14 protein-coding genes and 1 tRNA gene are annotated in these 16,197 nt (G+C 66.0%); 5 read left to right on the top strand and 10 right to left on the bottom strand.

The genetic code is table 11. The annotated features are described in order from the left end of the window. The 8 genes from cyoA to cysS form a co-directional block, all read right to left on the bottom strand. Complete coding sequence (cyoA, locus tag QZM72_RS16065) at window positions 1-888, bottom strand: ubiquinol oxidase subunit II (protein WP_089467769.1); 888 nt, start codon at window positions 886-888, stop codon at window positions 1-3. A 284-nt stretch (window positions 889-1,172) separates the two neighbouring features. After that, window positions 1,173-2,702, bottom strand: coding sequence for a NuoM family protein (locus QZM72_RS16060; RefSeq protein ID WP_089467771.1), 1,530 nt, complete (start codon window positions 2,700-2,702; stop codon window positions 1,173-1,175). A 776-nt stretch (window positions 2,703-3,478) separates the two neighbouring features. After that, window positions 3,479-3,572, bottom strand: a tRNA-Ser gene (locus tag QZM72_RS16055). 110 nt (window positions 3,573-3,682) lie between these two features. Then, the gene (locus QZM72_RS16050) at window positions 3,683-4,936 is read right to left on the bottom strand and encodes an aspartate kinase (RefSeq protein WP_011549493.1); all 1,254 of its coding nucleotides are present in this window, start codon (window positions 4,934-4,936) and stop codon (window positions 3,683-3,685) included. 343 nt (window positions 4,937-5,279) lie between these two features. Then, window positions 5,280-6,701 carry a tRNA lysidine(34) synthetase TilS gene (tilS, locus tag QZM72_RS16045; RefSeq protein WP_089467772.1) on the bottom strand — a complete coding sequence of 474 codons (1,422 nt, stop codon included), beginning with the start codon at window positions 6,699-6,701 and terminating at the stop codon, window positions 5,280-5,282. 46 nt (window positions 6,702-6,747) lie between these two features. Continuing rightward, window positions 6,748-7,719: an acetyl-CoA carboxylase carboxyltransferase subunit alpha gene (locus QZM72_RS16040; RefSeq protein WP_006478433.1), complete on the bottom strand. Its 972-nt coding sequence runs from the start codon at window positions 7,717-7,719 to the stop codon at window positions 6,748-6,750. A gap of 103 nt (window positions 7,720-7,822) precedes the next feature. Next, complete coding sequence (locus QZM72_RS16035; RefSeq protein ID WP_089467773.1) at window positions 7,823-8,650, bottom strand: DNA-3-methyladenine glycosylase; 828 nt, start codon at window positions 8,648-8,650, stop codon at window positions 7,823-7,825. A 43-nt stretch (window positions 8,651-8,693) separates the two neighbouring features. Next, the gene (gene cysS / locus QZM72_RS16030) at window positions 8,694-10,091 is read right to left on the bottom strand and encodes a cysteine--tRNA ligase (RefSeq protein WP_089467774.1); all 1,398 of its coding nucleotides are present in this window, start codon (window positions 10,089-10,091) and stop codon (window positions 8,694-8,696) included. Between the two features lie 234 nt (window positions 10,092-10,325). Here cysS and QZM72_RS16025 point away from each other — a divergent pair, with 234 nt between their 5' ends. From QZM72_RS16025 to QZM72_RS16010, 4 genes are all read left to right on the top strand, one after another. Then, on the top strand, window positions 10,326-11,048 hold the full coding sequence (locus tag QZM72_RS16025) for a tetratricopeptide repeat protein (protein ID WP_179233401.1): 723 nt from the start codon (window positions 10,326-10,328) through the stop codon (window positions 11,046-11,048). A gap of 39 nt (window positions 11,049-11,087) precedes the next feature. Next, window positions 11,088-11,663, top strand: coding sequence for a peptidylprolyl isomerase (locus QZM72_RS16020; RefSeq protein WP_006484003.1), 576 nt, complete (start codon window positions 11,088-11,090; stop codon window positions 11,661-11,663). Between the two features lie 88 nt (window positions 11,664-11,751). Then, window positions 11,752-12,243 carry a peptidylprolyl isomerase gene (locus QZM72_RS16015; protein WP_027784822.1) on the top strand — a complete coding sequence of 164 codons (492 nt, stop codon included), beginning with the start codon at window positions 11,752-11,754 and terminating at the stop codon, window positions 12,241-12,243. Window positions 12,244-12,270: 27 nt separating this feature from the next. Further along, window positions 12,271-13,071, top strand: coding sequence for a UDP-2,3-diacylglucosamine diphosphatase (locus tag QZM72_RS16010; RefSeq protein ID WP_089467776.1), 801 nt, complete (start codon window positions 12,271-12,273; stop codon window positions 13,069-13,071). 42 nt (window positions 13,072-13,113) lie between these two features. Here QZM72_RS16010 and cysE read toward each other — a convergent pair whose 3' ends face one another. Together cysE and QZM72_RS16000 are read right to left on the bottom strand one after the other, a co-directional pair. Then, on the bottom strand, window positions 13,114-13,887 hold the full coding sequence (gene cysE, locus QZM72_RS16005) for a serine O-acetyltransferase (RefSeq protein ID WP_256979646.1): 774 nt from the start codon (window positions 13,885-13,887) through the stop codon (window positions 13,114-13,116). Window positions 13,888-14,191: 304 nt separating this feature from the next. After that, a complete protein-coding gene (locus QZM72_RS16000) occupies window positions 14,192-15,016 on the bottom strand; it encodes an RNA methyltransferase (protein ID WP_089467778.1) in 825 nt (274 codons plus the stop codon). Window positions 15,017-15,297: 281 nt separating this feature from the next. Here QZM72_RS16000 and QZM72_RS15995 point away from each other — a divergent pair, with 281 nt between their 5' ends. Further along, on the top strand, window positions 15,298-16,101 hold the full coding sequence (locus QZM72_RS15995) for an inositol monophosphatase family protein (RefSeq protein ID WP_050012977.1): 804 nt from the start codon (window positions 15,298-15,300) through the stop codon (window positions 16,099-16,101). Window positions 16,102-16,197 lie beyond the last annotated feature (96 nt).

The raw sequence follows: 16,197 nt of genomic DNA, 5'->3' as shown, positions 1-16,197 counted from the left end.
TTACCCCTTCGTGCCGCAGGCGGCGTCCTTCAGGTCGAGGACGTGGCCATCGTTGTATTTCGCGATGATGTTGTGGAAGAGCCGCGGATCGACCGACGAGAAGTAGCGCACCGGCGCCTTCTCGCTCGGCTGCGCGACGGTGCCGTACACGGTCGCGTCGAGCCGGTCCGGCGACGCCTTCACCTTCCGCACCCAAGCATCGAACTGCTCGCGCGGCTCGGCGAGCGTGCGGAACTTCATGTCGGAGAAGCCGCGGCCGCTGAAGTTGGCAGACGTGCCCGCGTAATTGCCGGGCTCGTCGGCGATCAGGTGCAGGCGCGTCTGCATGCCGGCCATCGCGTAGACCTGGCCGCCGAGCTGCGGGATGAAGAACGAATTCATCACCGAATCCGACGTGATGCGGAAATTCACCGGCGTGCCGACCGGAATCGCGAGCTGGTTCACCGACGCGATGCCGAGTTCCGGATAGATGAACAGCCACTTCCAGTCGAGCGCGACCACCTCGACGTCGATCGGCTTCACCGCCGATTCGAGCGGCTTGTACGGATCGAGCTCGTGCGTGGTCTTCCACGTGAGCACGCCGAGGAACAGGATGATCAGCGTCGGTACCGTCCAGATCACGACCTCGATCGCGGTCGAGTGCGACCAGTTCGGCGCGTAGGCGGCATTGCGGTTCGACGCGCGGTAACGCCACGCGAACCCTAGCGTCAGCAGGATCACGGGCACGACGACGATCAGCATCGCCCACGTGGACGTCGCGATCAGCGCCTTTTCGGCCGCACCCACGCTTCCTTTCGGATTTAGTACATCTAAGTTACAACCTGACAGGCTCAAAGCCGCGCCGATTGACATCAGCGCCGACCAGCCTCTTGATGCTCTTCTTTTCATCACACAGCCCGAGGGTCATTGAATCCGTTTGCGTTTGCCCGATGCGCATTCGATTCACGAAATGGGCCGAATCATACGTCGCGCGAGTGCGATGAAAAACCTGTGCATACGGCAAATCATCATTGCAAAATCTGCCGTGAGTCACATTGTCGCGGGGCAATTTCACGCAGCCGGAAGCGGGCCCGGCACTCGCCATGCCGGGCTTTGGATCGATGCGCGCGCAACCATGCGCGCCGCGCGATGCGGCGGGCTTGCCTGGCGTGGCGCGGCGCGGTGAGCCGCGATCAGTCGTGCGTCGAAGCCATGTACGACGGCAACGCCGGCGCGGGGCCATCCGCCGCGGGCACCTTCGAATGGCTCGCTTCCTGGATCAGCTTGCCGACGGTCGGGTCGATCGCATCGGTGAACGGCTTCGGATCGATGCCGACCGCCAGCACGATCAATGCGAGCGACGCGAACACCACGATCTCGCGGCGGTTCAGGTCGGCGAGCTTCGCGATCCGCTGGCTCGCGACCTTGCCGAACACGACGCGCTTGAGCATCCACAGCGTGTACGACGCGCTGAGGATCAGCGTGAGCGCCGCGATCGCGCCGATCCAGAAGTTGAAGCGGATCGCGCCCATGATGACCATGAACTCGCCGACGAACCCGGACGTGCCCGGCAGGCCGACGTTGGCCATCGCGAACAGCAGCGTGAAGGTCGCGAAACGCGGCATCACGCCTGCCACACCGCCGTATGCGGCGATCTCGCGCTGCCGGGTGCGATCCACGAGCACGTTCACGCACAACAGCATCGCGCCCGCCACGAAGCCATACGACACGAGCTGCACGATCGCGCCTTCGACGGCGATCCGGTTGAACAGGAACAGCCCGAGCGTGACGATCCCCATGTGCGCGACCGTCGAATACGCGAGCAACTTGCCGAGATCGGTCTGCGCGAGCGCGATCAGGCTCGCGTAGACGATCGCGAACAGCGACAGCGCGATCACGGCCGGCGCGAAGAAGTGGCTGGCGTCGGGCGTGATCGGCAACGCGAAGCGCAGGAACCCGTAGCCGCCGAGCTTCAGCATCGCGAGCATCAGCGCGGCGCCCGTCGGGCCGTCCGTGTACACGTCGCTCAGCCACGTGTGGACCGGCCACATCGGCACCTTGACCGCGAACGCGGCGAAAAAGCCGAGGAACACCAGCAACTGCGGCGCGAAGCCGAGCTGCAGCGTGCGCCACACGGCCATGTCGAACGTATGCGACTGCGCGTACAGGTACAGCATCGCCATCAGCAGCAACAGCGAGCCGGCGAACGAAATGAAGAAGAACTTCACGGCCGCATATACGCGGCGCTCGCGCCCCCACGTGCCGATCAGCAGGTACAACGGGATCAGCGTCGCCTCGAAGAAGATGAAGAACAGCAGCCCGTCCTGCGCGACGAACACGCCGACCATCAGCCCCGACAGGATCAGGAACGACGCGTAGTACTGCGCGACGCGCACCGTGACCGATTCCCACGACGCCACCACCACCACGAGCGTCGTGAACGCGGTCAGCACGACGAGCCACAGCGACGCGCCGTCGATGCCGACCCGCCATCCGGCATTGAATGCCGCGAGCCAATCGCGTCTTTCGACGAACTGCATCGCCGCCGAATGCGCGTCGAAACCGGCCATCAGCGGAACGACGGCCGCCAGCCCGGCAAGCGCGCCGACCAGCGCGATCAGTCGTATCCGGCGCAAATGCTGGTCGGAACCGGCGCGCAGCAGGCCCGCGCCGAACAGTATCGGAACCCAGATGGCCAGGCTCAGGAAGGGGAAATCATGCATGTCAACAAGGCCTAGAGGAGGTCGCGCCTTGCATCGGGGACAGGCGCGACGAAAGGAACGAAATCAAATCGACAGGTAGATTTCGTGAATCGCCAATGTTGGCTAAATGTAAAGCGGCATCACCGGAAAACTTGATGCCGCTCAAACGCGATCGGGTTAACGAGCATAAGACGATTGATTATTTTTTGCAGCGCAGCAGCGCACTGTTTTTTGGTGTCGGCGTAGTTCGTTGATTTACTTGAGTAATTTTTTGTATTGCTCGATGCGATCCGCCGCGAGAATAGATGCAGCGCCGCATTTTTGACACCAACCACTCATTTCGAAGGGCCGGAACGACGAGGTCGACATCGCGCCGTGCGGCGATCACGTGGCGCCCGCTGCCTTACGCGAATACTTTCATTTTTATTTCATTCTATTTCGCGCGGTGTGGCTCGCAGGAGGCGTCGGCGTCGCGCGCCTCTTTTCGTGCGATCGCACCGCTTATGCCGACGGACTCCCCGCGCGACAGTGATCGTGCTGTTGCGTCGGCCGTCGCATAAACCGGCGATGACCCGCGAAGCGTCGTCACATCGACGTATGGCGCGCGTCGATCACGCCGAACGTCAGCCATTCAATATAGAGGGCCTATCGATCGTCACTACTCACACAGACCAACGAACGATCGTCGAAGCGCTCGATGTTCGCTCAGATCCGCCTCGCCCCTTCGCGCATCGGCACGGACCGAAAAAGAAAAAGCCCCGCAAGTCCGAGAACTTGCGGGGCTTTGTCACCGCTTTTGGCGGAGACGGAGGGATTCGAACCCTCGATCCAGGTTTTGGCCCAGATGCTCCCTTAGCAGGGGAGTGCCTTCGACCTCTCGGCCACGTCTCCCAAACTTTCGCTCGCACCAGGGAGGCAGTGCGACGAGAACGAAATAATATAGGGTTTCGAACCGTACGTCAATTTCCGCGGTGCATTTTCTTCAATGCATCACGAAAAATTCACGACGCCTGGTCGAGTTCGAACACCTTGTGCAGCGCGCGGACAGCCAGCTCCATGTATTTCTCGTCGATCAGCACCGAAATCTTGATTTCGGACGTCGAGATCATCTGGATGTTGATGCCCTCTTCCGACAGCGTGCGGAACATCTTGCTCGCGACGCCCACGTGCGAACGCATGCCGACGCCGACGACCGACACCTTCGACACCTTCGGGTCGCCCTGCACGCGCTCGGCGCTCACATGGCCCTGCACCTGGTTGGTGAGGATGTCCATCGCCTTCTGGTAGTCGCCGCGACCGACCGTGAACGTGAAGTCGGTTTTGCCTTCGACGCTCTGGTTCTGGATGATCATGTCGACGTCGACGTTCGCATCGGCCACCGGGCCGAGGATCTGATATGCGATGCCCGGCTTGTCGGGCACGCCCATCACCGCAATGCGTGCTTCGTCGCGCTGGAACGCGATGCCGGAAATGACTGCCTTTTCCATGGTCTCGTCTTCTTCAAAAGTAATCAGGGTGCCCGAGCGCATTTCTTCGTCGAGCGCAATCAGCGGATCGGTCAGGCTCGACAGCACACGCGTCTTCACCTGGTATTTGCCGGCGAATTCGACCGAGCGGATCTGCAGGACCTTCGAGCCGAGGCTGGCCATTTCCAGCATCTCCTCGAACGTCACGCGGTCGAGGCGGCGCGCCTCCTCGACGACGCGCGGGTCGGTCGTGTAGACGCCGTCGACGTCGGTATAGATCAGGCACTCTTCGGCGCCCAGCGCAGCGGCCACCGCCACCGCCGACGTGTCCGAGCCGCCGCGGCCCAGCGTCGTGATGTGACCGTCCGGATCGACGCCCTGGAAGCCCGTGATGATCACGACCTTGCCCGCGTTCAGATCGTCCTTCACGCGCTCGTCGTCGATCGAGTGAATGCGCGCCTTCGTAAACGCGCTGTCCGTCTTGATCGGCACTTGCCAGCCGGCATAGCTCACGGCCTCGACGCCGATTTCCTGCAGCGCGATCGACAGCAGGCCGACGCTGACCTGCTCGCCGGTCGACGCGATCATGTCGAGCTCACGCGGGCTCGGCTGGCTCGAAATCTCTTTCGCAAGACCGAGCAGACGGTTGGTTTCGCCGGACATCGCCGAAGGCACGACCACCATCTGGTGCCCGGCCTGATGCCATTTTGCGACGCGTTTCGCGACGTTCTTGATGCGCTCGACCGAGCCCATCGAAGTGCCGCCGTATTTGTGTACGATGAGTGCCATTGTCGTTCTGAACTGGAGGAGAAGCCGCACGGGCGCGCTGGGCAGGCCGCGTTGCCGTTCGGTCACGCGGCTTGTGGCTGTGGACGGACGACGAGGGGGACGGCTGGGACGCAACACGCAAGCGTGACGGATTTTGCCCGGAAGGCCGATCAGGCCGCGCAAACCGGGTACGTCACGCGGAAAACCTGCACAAAACGCTCGAAAATCGAGCCGAGCAAACGACCGAGCGTACCCGATAGACGCCTACTTGACAAGCCGCGCGCCGTGTCGCCGGCCGTTCCGGCGCTGTTTACCAAATGGTGAAAATGGGCGCGCCATCGCGCCGGCCGGCCACCCGCCGCCGCTATGCGATCAGCAGGTCGGGACGCCACTCGATCCGGCGCCATGCGGTGGTGGCCGGCGCCGCCGCGGCCGGCTCGCCGATGTCGCGATTGACGCCCAGCCGCGGCACGTAGATCAGCCGGTCGCCCGCGAACAGCAACGGCACGTCGCGCTGCCATGCCGGCACGCCGCGCTCCTGGAACAGGTTCTTCAGCGTCCGGCCCGGCCCGCCCGGCGACGTACGCATCCGTTCGCCGCCGGCCCGGGCGCGCGCCGCCAGTTGCGCACCGCGCAGCACTCCCTCCGGCACGGCGTCGGTGCTGCCCGCGTCGGCGGGCGCGAACACGAACGTGCCGCGCCACGCCGGCAGGTGCCATACTTCCTGCCCGTCCCACGCGAGCGCCACCTCCGGTTGCGGCGTGCCCGTGCCGTCGTCGGCCGGCTCGCTGCTGTCGCCCGCCTCCCAGTAGACGACATCGCGATAGAGCCGCAGGCACTGCCCCGCGTGATCGACGCGCAGCGCATGCGCGTCGTGCGCGGCGCGCAGTTGCCGCATCATGTTGGCGAGCCGGGCAGCCGACGCGCCCGGCAAGCCGAGCCGGCGCATCCAGAAGCGCAGCAGGTTCGCGCCGCGCGTGTCGTCGAAGCCGATCAGCGCGTCGCGCGACAGCGCCTGACCGCCATCGCGCGCGGCGACGGCGAAATCCAGCTCGGCCAGATCGTCGAGCAGCCGCTGAGCGGCCGCCGCATGCTGGGCCGCGCGGCCGAGCGCGTCGCGAAAGCCCGGGAAATGCACGGCCAGCGCCGGCAGCACGTCGACGCGCAACGCATTGCGCGCATAGCGCGTATCGCCGTTCGATTCGTCGTCGATCCACGCGAGCGCGTGCTGCTCCGCATAGCGCTCAAGTTGTGCGCGCAACAGTCTCAACAACGGACGCACACGCTCGATGCTTACGCCGTCGGGACGATAACGCGGCGCCATCGCCGCGAGCCCCGCGATTCCCGCCCCGCGCAACAGTTGCAGCAGCACCGTCTCGGCCTGGTCGTCCGCATGTTGCGCGAGCCACAGCGCCGCCGCGCCGTGGCGTTCGCCCATCTCGTCGAGCGCCGCGTAGCGACGCTCGCGTGCGGTCGCCTCGATACCGAGCCCGCTGTCGCGCGGCACGTCGACACGCATCGATTCGAATGCGGCACCGAGCCGCGCCGCTTGCGCTTCGGCATGCGCAACCCACGCATCGGCGTTTGCGCTGAGGCCATGATGCACGTGCAGCGCGACGCAGCGCGATGCGCCCGCGACGCGCACGGCCGCATCGAGCAGCACCGTCGAATCGAGGCCGCCGCTGTACGCGATCGCGATGCGCGCATCCGGCGGCAGGCCGGAAAGCGCAACGCCGACCGCGTCGAGTACGACGCGGTCGGCGGAGAATTCGGTGGGCGGAATCACGAGCGGGACGCGCGCGCGGCGGCGCGCGCATTGAATACACGGCCGGTCATGCGCCCGGCGTGGTTTCCTTGAACTTGCCGTAGGCCATCAGGCGCTCGAAGCGGCGCTCGCGCAGCGCATCGATGCTCATGCCCTGGAACTGGCGCAGCGAATCGGCCAGCGCACGGCGCAGCAGCGCGGCCATGCCCTTCGGATCGCGATGCGCGCCGCCGAGCGGCTCGTTGATGATCTTGTCGATCAGGCCGAGCGCCTTCAGGCGGTGCGCGGTCAGGCCCAGCGCTTCCGCGGCTTCCGGCGCCTTCGCGGCGCTCTTCCACAGGATCGACGCGCAGCCTTCCGGCGAGATCACCGAGTAGGTCGAGAACTGCAGCATCATCACGGTATCGGCCACGGCGATCGCCAACGCGCCGCCCGAACCGCCCTCGCCGATCACCGTCGTGATGATCGGCGTCTTCAGCTCGGCCATCACGTACAGGTTGCGGCCGATCGCCTCCGACTGGCCGCGCTCTTCCGCGCCGATGCCCGGGTACGCGCCCGGCGTGTCGACGAACGTGAAGATCGGCAGCCCGAACTTCTCGGCCAGACGCATCAGGCGTTCTGCCTTGCGATAGCCTTCCGGACGCGGCATCCCGAAGTTGCGCGCGGCGCGCTCCTTCGTGTCGCGACCCTTCTGGTGGCCGATCACCATGCACGGATGGCCGCCGAAGCGCGCGAGACCGCCGACGATCGACAGGTCGTCCGCGAATGCGCGGTCGCCGTGCAACTCGTGAAAATCGGTAAACAGTTCCGCGACGTAATCGAGCGTGTATGGCCGCTGCGGATGCCGCGCGATCTGCGAAACCTGCCACGGCGACAGATTCGCGTAGAGGTCTTTCGTCAGTTGCTGGCTTTTCTTCGACAGCCGCTCGATTTCTTCCGAAATATCGACAGCCGAGTCGTCCTGCACGAATCGCAGCTCTTCGATCTTGGCCTCGAGTTCGGCGATCGGCTGTTCGAAATCCAGAAATGTGGTCTTCATGTGTTCGAATCCTTGGGTCTTGCGGCAGCGCGTATTCTACCCGCGCGGGCGACGCTCAAAACCAGCTCTCAACTATTGATGTTTAAAACCCGATAGCCGGCACTCAGGCGTCGGCGTCGGGCGCATCGAGGCTGCGCCACATGTACCAGGTCGCGACGGTGCGCCACGGCTCCCAGTTGGCCGCGACCTCGCGCGCCTCGCTGCGCGTGACGGGTTCCCCGCTGAAGTAATTGACGCTGATCGCGCGGATCAGGCCCGGGTCGTCGAGCGGCAGCACGTCGGGCCGCGACAGGTTGAAGATCAGGAACATCTCGGCCGTCCAGCGGCTGATGCCGCGGATCTGCGTGAGTTCCGCGATCACGTCCTCGTCGTCCATCGACATCCATTTGTCGACGTGCAGCGCCCCCGACACGAAATGCTGCGCGAGATCGAGGATGTATTCCGTCTTGCGCTTGGACAACCCGCATGCGATCAGCTTGTCCGCGCCGAGGCGGATCACCGGTTGCGGCGCGAGCTTCGGACACGCGTCCTCGATGCGCGCCCACAGCGACTGGGCGGACGGCACCGAAATCTGCTGGCCGACGACCGAGCGCGCGAGCGTGACGAACGGATCGCCGCGCTTCACGAGATGCGCGGGACCGAACTTCGGAATCAGTTTCTTCAGGATCCGGTCGCGCTTGACGAGGTCCGCGCACGCCTTGTCCCAATAGGCAGGACGCACGACGACCTCCTCGCCGTCCGCTTCGGACGCCCGTGTCTTGCGGGCCGCGTCGGCGGCCGGCAGCGCGGCTGCCGGCTGCGCATGACCGTTCAGCGCGCCGTTCGGCACGGCGCGCGTCGCGTCCGCCTTCGTGGCCGGTACGCGCTTGGCTGCCGGACGCACGGCGACCGGGGTCGCGCGCCTGACCGGCGCTTTTCTGGCCGTTGCCATCTTGCCTCCTACCTGACGGATCGGTCAGTGGAACGCGCCGCGCTCATACGCGACGCCATTCGGTCGATCCGCCCGGTTTGTCTTCAAGTGCGATGCCGGCTTCGAGCAATTCCGCCCGAATCCGGTCCGCTTCGGCATAGTCCTTCGCTTGCTTCGCCGCGACCCGCGCGGCGATCTTCGCTTCGATCTCGTCGGCCACGAGCCCGCCCGCCTGCGCGGCGCCGGACGCCTGCTGCAGGAACGCGCGCGGTTCGCGGCCCAGCAGGCCGAGCAGGCCCGCCAGCTGTTTCAGTTGCCGCGCGAGCGACGCCTCGCGCGTGCGGTTGACTTCACCCGCCAGCTCGAACAGCGTCGCCACCGCGACCGGCGTGTTGAAATCGTCGTTCATCGCGGCCGCGAAACGCTGCGCGTGCGGCTCGTTCCAGTCGAGCGCGAGCGTGTCGGGCTCGACGTCCTTCAGCGCGGTGTACAGACGCGTGAGCGACGCGCGCGCATCGTCGAGATGCACGTCGCTGTAATTGAGCGGCGAACGGTAATGCGTGCGCACGATGAAGAAGCGCATGACTTCCGCGTCGTAACGCTCGAGCACTTCGCGGATCGTGAAGAAGTTGCCGAGCGATTTCGACATCTTCTCGTTGTCGACCTGCACGAAGCCGTTGTGCATCCAGTAATTGACGAACGTCTCGCCGGTCGCGCCTTCGCTCTGCGCGATCTCGTTCTCGTGGTGCGGGAATTGCAGATCCTGCCCGCCGCCGTGGATGTCGAAATGATTGCCGAGCAGCGAGCAGCCCATCGCGGAGCACTCGATGTGCCAGCCCGGGCGCCCCATCCCGTACTTCGACGCCCACGACGCGCCTTCCGGCTCGTCCGCCTTCGCGCGCTTCCACAGCACGAAGTCGAGCGGATCTTGCTTCGCATCGTTCGCGGCGACGCGCTCTCCCGCGCGGAGATCCTCGAGCGACTTGCCCGACAGCTTCCCGTAGTTCGCGAACTTGCGCACCGAGTAATTGACGTCGCCGTCGGTCGCCTGGTACGCGTAGCCGTTCGCCTCGAGCGTCTCGATCATGCCGAGCATCTGCGGGATGAACTGCGTCGCGCGCGGCTCGATGTCGGGCCGATGGATGCCGAGCGCACCTTCGTCCTCGTGCATCGCGCCGATGAAGCGGTCGGTCAGCGACTTGATCGTCTCGCCGTTCTCGACCGCGCGGCGGATGATCTTGTCGTCGATGTCGGTGATGTTGCGCACGTACGTGACCCGATAGCCGATCGCACGCAGCCAGCGCTGGACGAGGTCGAACACGACCAGCATGCGCGCATGGCCCACGTGACAATAGTCGTAGACGGTGATCCCGCATACGTACATCCGCACTTCGCCGGGCTGGCGCGGCACGAAAACTTGCTTGTCACGCGCGAGCGTGTTGTAGATGCGCAGTGATTCCATAGAGATGAACCGTGAGCCGAAGGAAACCGCCCTGGCGAAGCTCGCCCAGCATGTGAAACGGACGGACCATCTGCTGCGGCGCCAGGCCGCGCGTCCTCGATATCACATGGGGCGGTCAGGCTGCAAGCACAGCGGTGACGGCCACGAGAGGCTAAGAAAGACTGTCTGCCGCTCGCCGGAACGCGCAGACGTTTTGTTAGAATGGGTCGGAGTATAACATTCCGATTTACGCCTATGAAACCTCATCGCGGCCGCGCGCCGAGCGCTGCGACCCTCGTTGCGACCACCGTCATGGGCGTCGCGCTGACGCTTTTCGCGGCGCCCGCGGCGCATGCGCAAAAGGCCCCGGCGGTCGCCGACGGCACCCCCGAAGTCGATGCGTCGATCGCCGGCAAGCAGTGGAAGCAGGCGCTCGCGCAACTCGACGCGCGCATCGCGTCGAACCCGCACGACGTGCAGGCGCAGTTCAAGCGCGGCACCGTGCTGGCCCGCCTGAACCGCGACGACGACGCGATCCAGCAGTTCGTCGCGATCACGCAGGCGTACCCCGAACTGCCCGAGCCGTACAACAACCTCGCGGCGCTCTACGCGAAGCACGGCCGCTATGACGAAGCGCGCACCGCGCTCGTCACCGCGACGCAATCGAACCCGGGCTACTCGCTCGCGTACGAGAACCTCGGCGATCTGTACCTGCGCCTCGCGGCCGAATCGTACAAGCGCGCGCAATCGCTCGGCCGCACGAGCGGCGCGACCGCGCAGCGCCTCGCCGATCTGCAGAAGATCGTGTCGCCGTCGAAAGCCGCGCCGAACGCCCGCGCGACGACGCCGGCCACGCGCGACTACACCGACCGCGCCGCCGCGAACGTGAGCACCACCACGCTGCCGATGTCGCCGACGTTCCAGTTCAGCGGTCCGTCGGGCGCACTGGCGGCGCCGTACGTCGCGCCGTCGCAATAAGCGGCGCGGCCTTCCTTCCCTCCCAACCTGAGGATCGCAATGAAACGTCTGTTGCTGGCGCTTGGCGGCGCCGCCCTTCTCGCGACCGCGCCCGCGTTCGCGCAAACGGCCACCGCGCACCCCGTCGTGCAGCTGAAGACCTCGCAGGGCGACATCCGCGTCGAGCTCTATCCGGAGAAGGCGCCGAAGTCGGTCGCCAACTTCCTCGATTACGTGAAGGCCGGCCAGTACAACGGCACGATCTTCCATCGCGTGATCAAGGGCTTCATGATCCAGGGCGGCGGCTACAAGACCAACTTCGAGGAAAAGCCGACCCGTGCGCCGATCCCGCTGGAAAGCCGCAATGGTCTGAAGAACCTCACTGGCACGATCGCGATGGCGCGCACGAGCGATCCGAACTCGGCCACCGCGCAGTTCTTCATCAACACGGTCGACAACAGCGGCCTCGACTACCCGAACCCGGACGGCAACGGCTATGCGGTGTTCGGCAAGGTCGTGTCGGGTCTCGACGTCGTGAAGAAGATCGAAGGCGTGGCGACGACCTCGCGCGGCCCGATGCAGGACGTGCCGGCGCAACCGGTCGTGATCGAATCGGCGAGCATCGTCTCCAAGTAAGCACCTGCCGGCACGTCCGGCGCCTCACGCGGCCGCGTCGCACGACCGGCCGCGTGCCATTTAAACCGCCTCACCGAAGGAATTCATCATGGTTGAACTGCATACGAACCACGGCGTGATCAAGCTCGAACTCGACGCCGAGAAGGCACCGAAGACGGTCGAGAACTTCCTGAACTACGTGAAGAAGGGCCATTACGACGGCACCGTGTTCCATCGCGTGATCAACGGCTTCATGATCCAGGGCGGCGGCTTCGAGCCGGGCCTGAAGCAGAAGCCGACCGACGCGCCGATCGACAACGAAGCGAACAACGGCCTGAAGAACGACAACTACACGGTCGCGATGGCGCGCACGAACGATCCGCACTCGGCGACCGCCCAGTTCTTCATCAACGTGAACGACAACGATTTCCTGAACCACTCGTCGCCGACGCCGCAGGGCTGGGGCTACGCGGTGTTCGGCAAGGTCGTCGAAGGCCAGGACGTGGTCGACAAGATCAAGGGCGTCAAGACGGGCAACGCCGGCTTCCACCAAGACGTGCCGGCCGACGACGTCGTGATCGAAAAGGCCGTGGTGGTCTGACGCACCAGCCGTTACGGAGGCACTTCGATGTTGCAGGAGAGTCCGCCGCGAAGCGTCTCCGCGGGCGTGCCGGGCGAGCGCGAGTACGCGCAAGCCGCACGCCCGTTCCTGTTTCTGTCCGATCTGCACCTGAGCGAGGCGATTCCGAAGACGGTCGCCGCGTTCGAGCATTTCGTGAAATACACCGCCGACAGCGCCGACTCGGTGTTCATCCTCGGCGACCTGTTCGAATACTGGATCGGCGACGACATCCTCGACGACGATCCGTTCGCCGCGCGCATGGCCGCGCTGATGCATACGTTCTCGGAACGCGGCATCGCGCTCTACGTGATGCACGGCAACCGCGATTTCCTGCTCGGCCGGCGCTTCATGAAGGCCGCCGGCGCGATGCTGCTGCCCGACCCTTCGCTGATCATCGCGTTCGGCCAGCGCATCGTGCTCGCGCACGGCGACGCGCAATGCACGGCCGACCGCGGCTACCAGGTGTTCCGTCGCTTCGCGCGCAACCGCGTCGCGCAATGGCTGTTTCTCGCGTGGCCGTTCCGCTGGCGCCGCGCGCTCGCCCAGCGCATGCGCTCGACCAGCGAAGCGGGCCGGATGCGCCCTGCTTCGGCCATTTACGACGTCACGCGGGAAGGCGTGGCCGCGCTGTTCCGGAAAAGCCGCGCGAGCGTGATCATTCACGGCCACACGCACCGCCCCGCAAGCCACGCGGAGCCGGGCGGGATCCGCTGGGTGCTGCCCGACTGGGATCTCGACCACGGCACGCGGCGCGGCGGCTATCTGCGTGTCGACGCGGAAGGCATCCACGCGATGCCGCTCGACTGACGCCGCTGCTGCCGTCGCACCGACCGGCAGCGATCGCGTTCGTTACATCTGGCGTTCGACCGTCTTGCCTTCCAGCACCGCCGACAGCCTGCGCAGGTCGAGGCGTGCCGCGTCGGCGCCCTGCAGCGTTTCCAGATGCGTGCCGAGCCGCTCGAGCGCCGCGACGATCTCGTCGACGCGGCGGCTTTCCTTCGCCGCGTGATCGATCAGCCCGTGAATCGCGAGCGACATCGGGTCATCCGCGTTCGGCGTGATCCCGTACGCGCAGAATGCCGCGCGCTCGGGCTGCGGCTTCGGCTGCGCCGGCATCACGATGCGCGCCGGATTGCCGACCGCGGTACCGCCCGGCGGCACCGGCTTGACGACCACCGCGTTCGAGCCGATCTTCGCGCCCGCGCCGACCGTGAAACCGCCGAGCACCTTCGCGCCGGCGCCGACGATCACGCCGGCTTCCAGCGTCGGGTGACGCTTCGCGCCGCGCGTGAGCGACGTGCCGCCCAGCGTCACGCCCTGATAGATCGTGCAGTCGTCGCCGACGATCGCCGTCTCGCCGATCACGACACCCATGCCGTGATCGATGAACACGCGCCGGCCGATCGTCGCACCGGGATGGATCTCGATCCCCGTCAGGAACCGGCCGGCCTGCGACGCGAACCGCGCGAGCCAGTAGCGTTTCGCGCGCCAGCATGCGTGCGCGAAACGGTGCAGCACGAGCGCATGCAGCCCCGGATAACAGGTCAGCACTTCCCACGCACTGCGAGCGGCGGGATCGCGCTCGCGAATCGTTGCAACGTCTTCGCGCAGTCTCGTCAACATGATGTGATCCGGGAAAAGGCCGGCGCGCATCGCCGGCAATGCCGGCCGTTATCGCGCCGGGTCATTTGCTTATGACGTCCGGCGATTGTAGGGCCAGTCGCGCCCGGCCGCACGCAGTCGCGCGTTCACCCCGCCGTCGGCGCGGGTATTCGTCCGCGACGCTTGTTGCAACGGGGGTTGCCGGCAGCGATCGATCGGGAAAAACAACCGGTCCGACGCCGCCGGCTGGCCAACGCATGGCCTGCCCGACCGCACGCCGCATCCAGCGGACTCCCGCACGCCCGGCAATCGGAGTGTCGACCGCTTACGCGTCGCCGTCCGGCTTGCCCGACTTCAGCAGGATGTGCTTCGCGATGCCGCGCAGGATGTTGACCTCCTCGCGCTCGAGGCCCGTGCGCGCGAACAGGCGCCGCAGCCGCGGCATCAGCTTCTTCGGATTGCGCGGATCGAGGAAGTCGAGTGCGATCAACGCGTTCTCGAGATGCACGTACATCCGCTCGATCTCGTCGCTCTGCGCGAGCGTGCCGGCTTCGGCCGGCGGCTGCGCGGCCGGCTCGCTCGCCTGCTCGAGAAACGCGACGCGCAATTCGTACGCGAGCACCTGCACGGCCTGCGCGAGATTCAGCGAACTGTAGGCCGGGTTGGCCGGAATGTGCGCGAGCGCGCTGCACTGCTCGACATGCTCGTTCGCGAGACCGGTGCGCTCGTTGCCGAACACGAGCGCGACGTCGCCCGCGCCGACCTGCGCGCCCGCCTGCGCGGCGGCCGCGCGCGGCGCGAGGCGCGGCGGCCCGTATTCGCGCGTGCGCGCGGTCAGCGCGATCGACCAGTGCACGCCGGACAGCGCTTCGCCGAGCGTCGGCACGACGTGCGCGGACGCGAGGACGTCGTCCGCGCCGCTGGCCATCGCGATCGCCTCCGGGTCGCGCTGCACGTGCGGCACGCGCGGCGCGACCAGCACGAGGCGCGAGAAACCCATCGTCTTCAGCGCGCGGGCGGCCGCCCCGACGTTGCCGGGATGGCTCGGCTCGACGAGCACGAAGCGGGTGGACGTGAAGCCGCCGGACGGCGGCGCGGACGAGGCCGCGCCCGATTCGGACGGCGCGGCGGTGTTCTGCGGGGTTTCCACTACGATACGACTCGGTTCATCAGAATGGCCGTATGGTATCGCCATCGCCCGCGCAAACCCACTCGTCCGGACGACCAGTGGGGGTTTCCCCGCGTGCCGACCGCCTGAAACCGCCAAAAATCGGGTAAAATCATGCCTTTACGCGTTGCGCTCGGCGCAGCGCGGGTCGTACCCCGCTCTTTGTCAATTCGCGTCTCACCTCGCCCCGGCACGCTTGCGCCGTTCCGGGCGGTTGTCCCACTTCGTGGCGGCCCGTGCCGCCGGCTACAGGATCCAGGCTCATGCATCCCATGCTCAACATTGCTGTCAAGGCTGCGCGCCGCGCCGGACAGATCATCAATCGCGCGTCCCTCGATCTCGACCTGATCGAGATCCGCAAGAAGCAGCAGAACGACTTCGTCACCGAAGTGGACAAGGCCGCCGAAGACGCGATCATCGAGACGCTAAAGACCGCCTACCCCGACCACGCGATCCTCGCGGAGGAATCGGGCGAATCGGAGAACGAATCCGAATTCAAGTGGATCATCGATCCGCTCGACGGCACGACCAACTTCATTCACGGCTTCCCGTACTACTGCGTATCGATCGCGCTCGAGCACAAGGGCGTCGTCACGCAGGCCGTCGTCTACGATCCGAACAAGAACGACCTGTTCACGGCCACCCGCGGCCGCGGCGCGTACCTGAACGACCGCCGCATCCGCGTGGGCCGCCGCGACCGCCTGTCGGACGCGCTGGTCGGCACGGGCTTCCCCTTCCGCGAGAAGGACGGCCTCGACGCCTACGCGCGCCTCTTCACCGAGATGACGCAGGCCTGCACGGGCTTGCGCCGCCCGGGCGCGGCGGCGCTCGACCTCGCGAACGTCGCGGCCGGCCGCCTCGACGCATTCTTCGAGCAAGGCATCAACGTGTGGGACATGGCCGCGGGCAGCCTGCTGATCACCGAGGCCGGCGGCCTCGTCGGCAACTACACGGGTGATGCCGATTTCCTGCATCGCCACGAGATCGTCGCCGCGAATCCGAAGATCTACGCGCAGATGATCCCGATCCTGAACCGCTACAGCCGCATGCATCCGGCAGCGGAGTAAGCCCGGGCCGCGCCCGCGTGGCGCGGCTTTCGCGCAAACCGCTCGCACGGCATCGTCACGATGGCGCGCCGATCGCCCGACACGCGAAACCATCTT

Origin of the sequence: Burkholderia sp. AU45388, from assembly GCF_030481585.1 — a bacterium.
Classification (GTDB): Bacteria; Pseudomonadota; Gammaproteobacteria; order Burkholderiales; family Burkholderiaceae; genus Burkholderia; species Burkholderia sola.
This window is presented reverse-complemented; position numbering and strand designations above follow the sequence as displayed.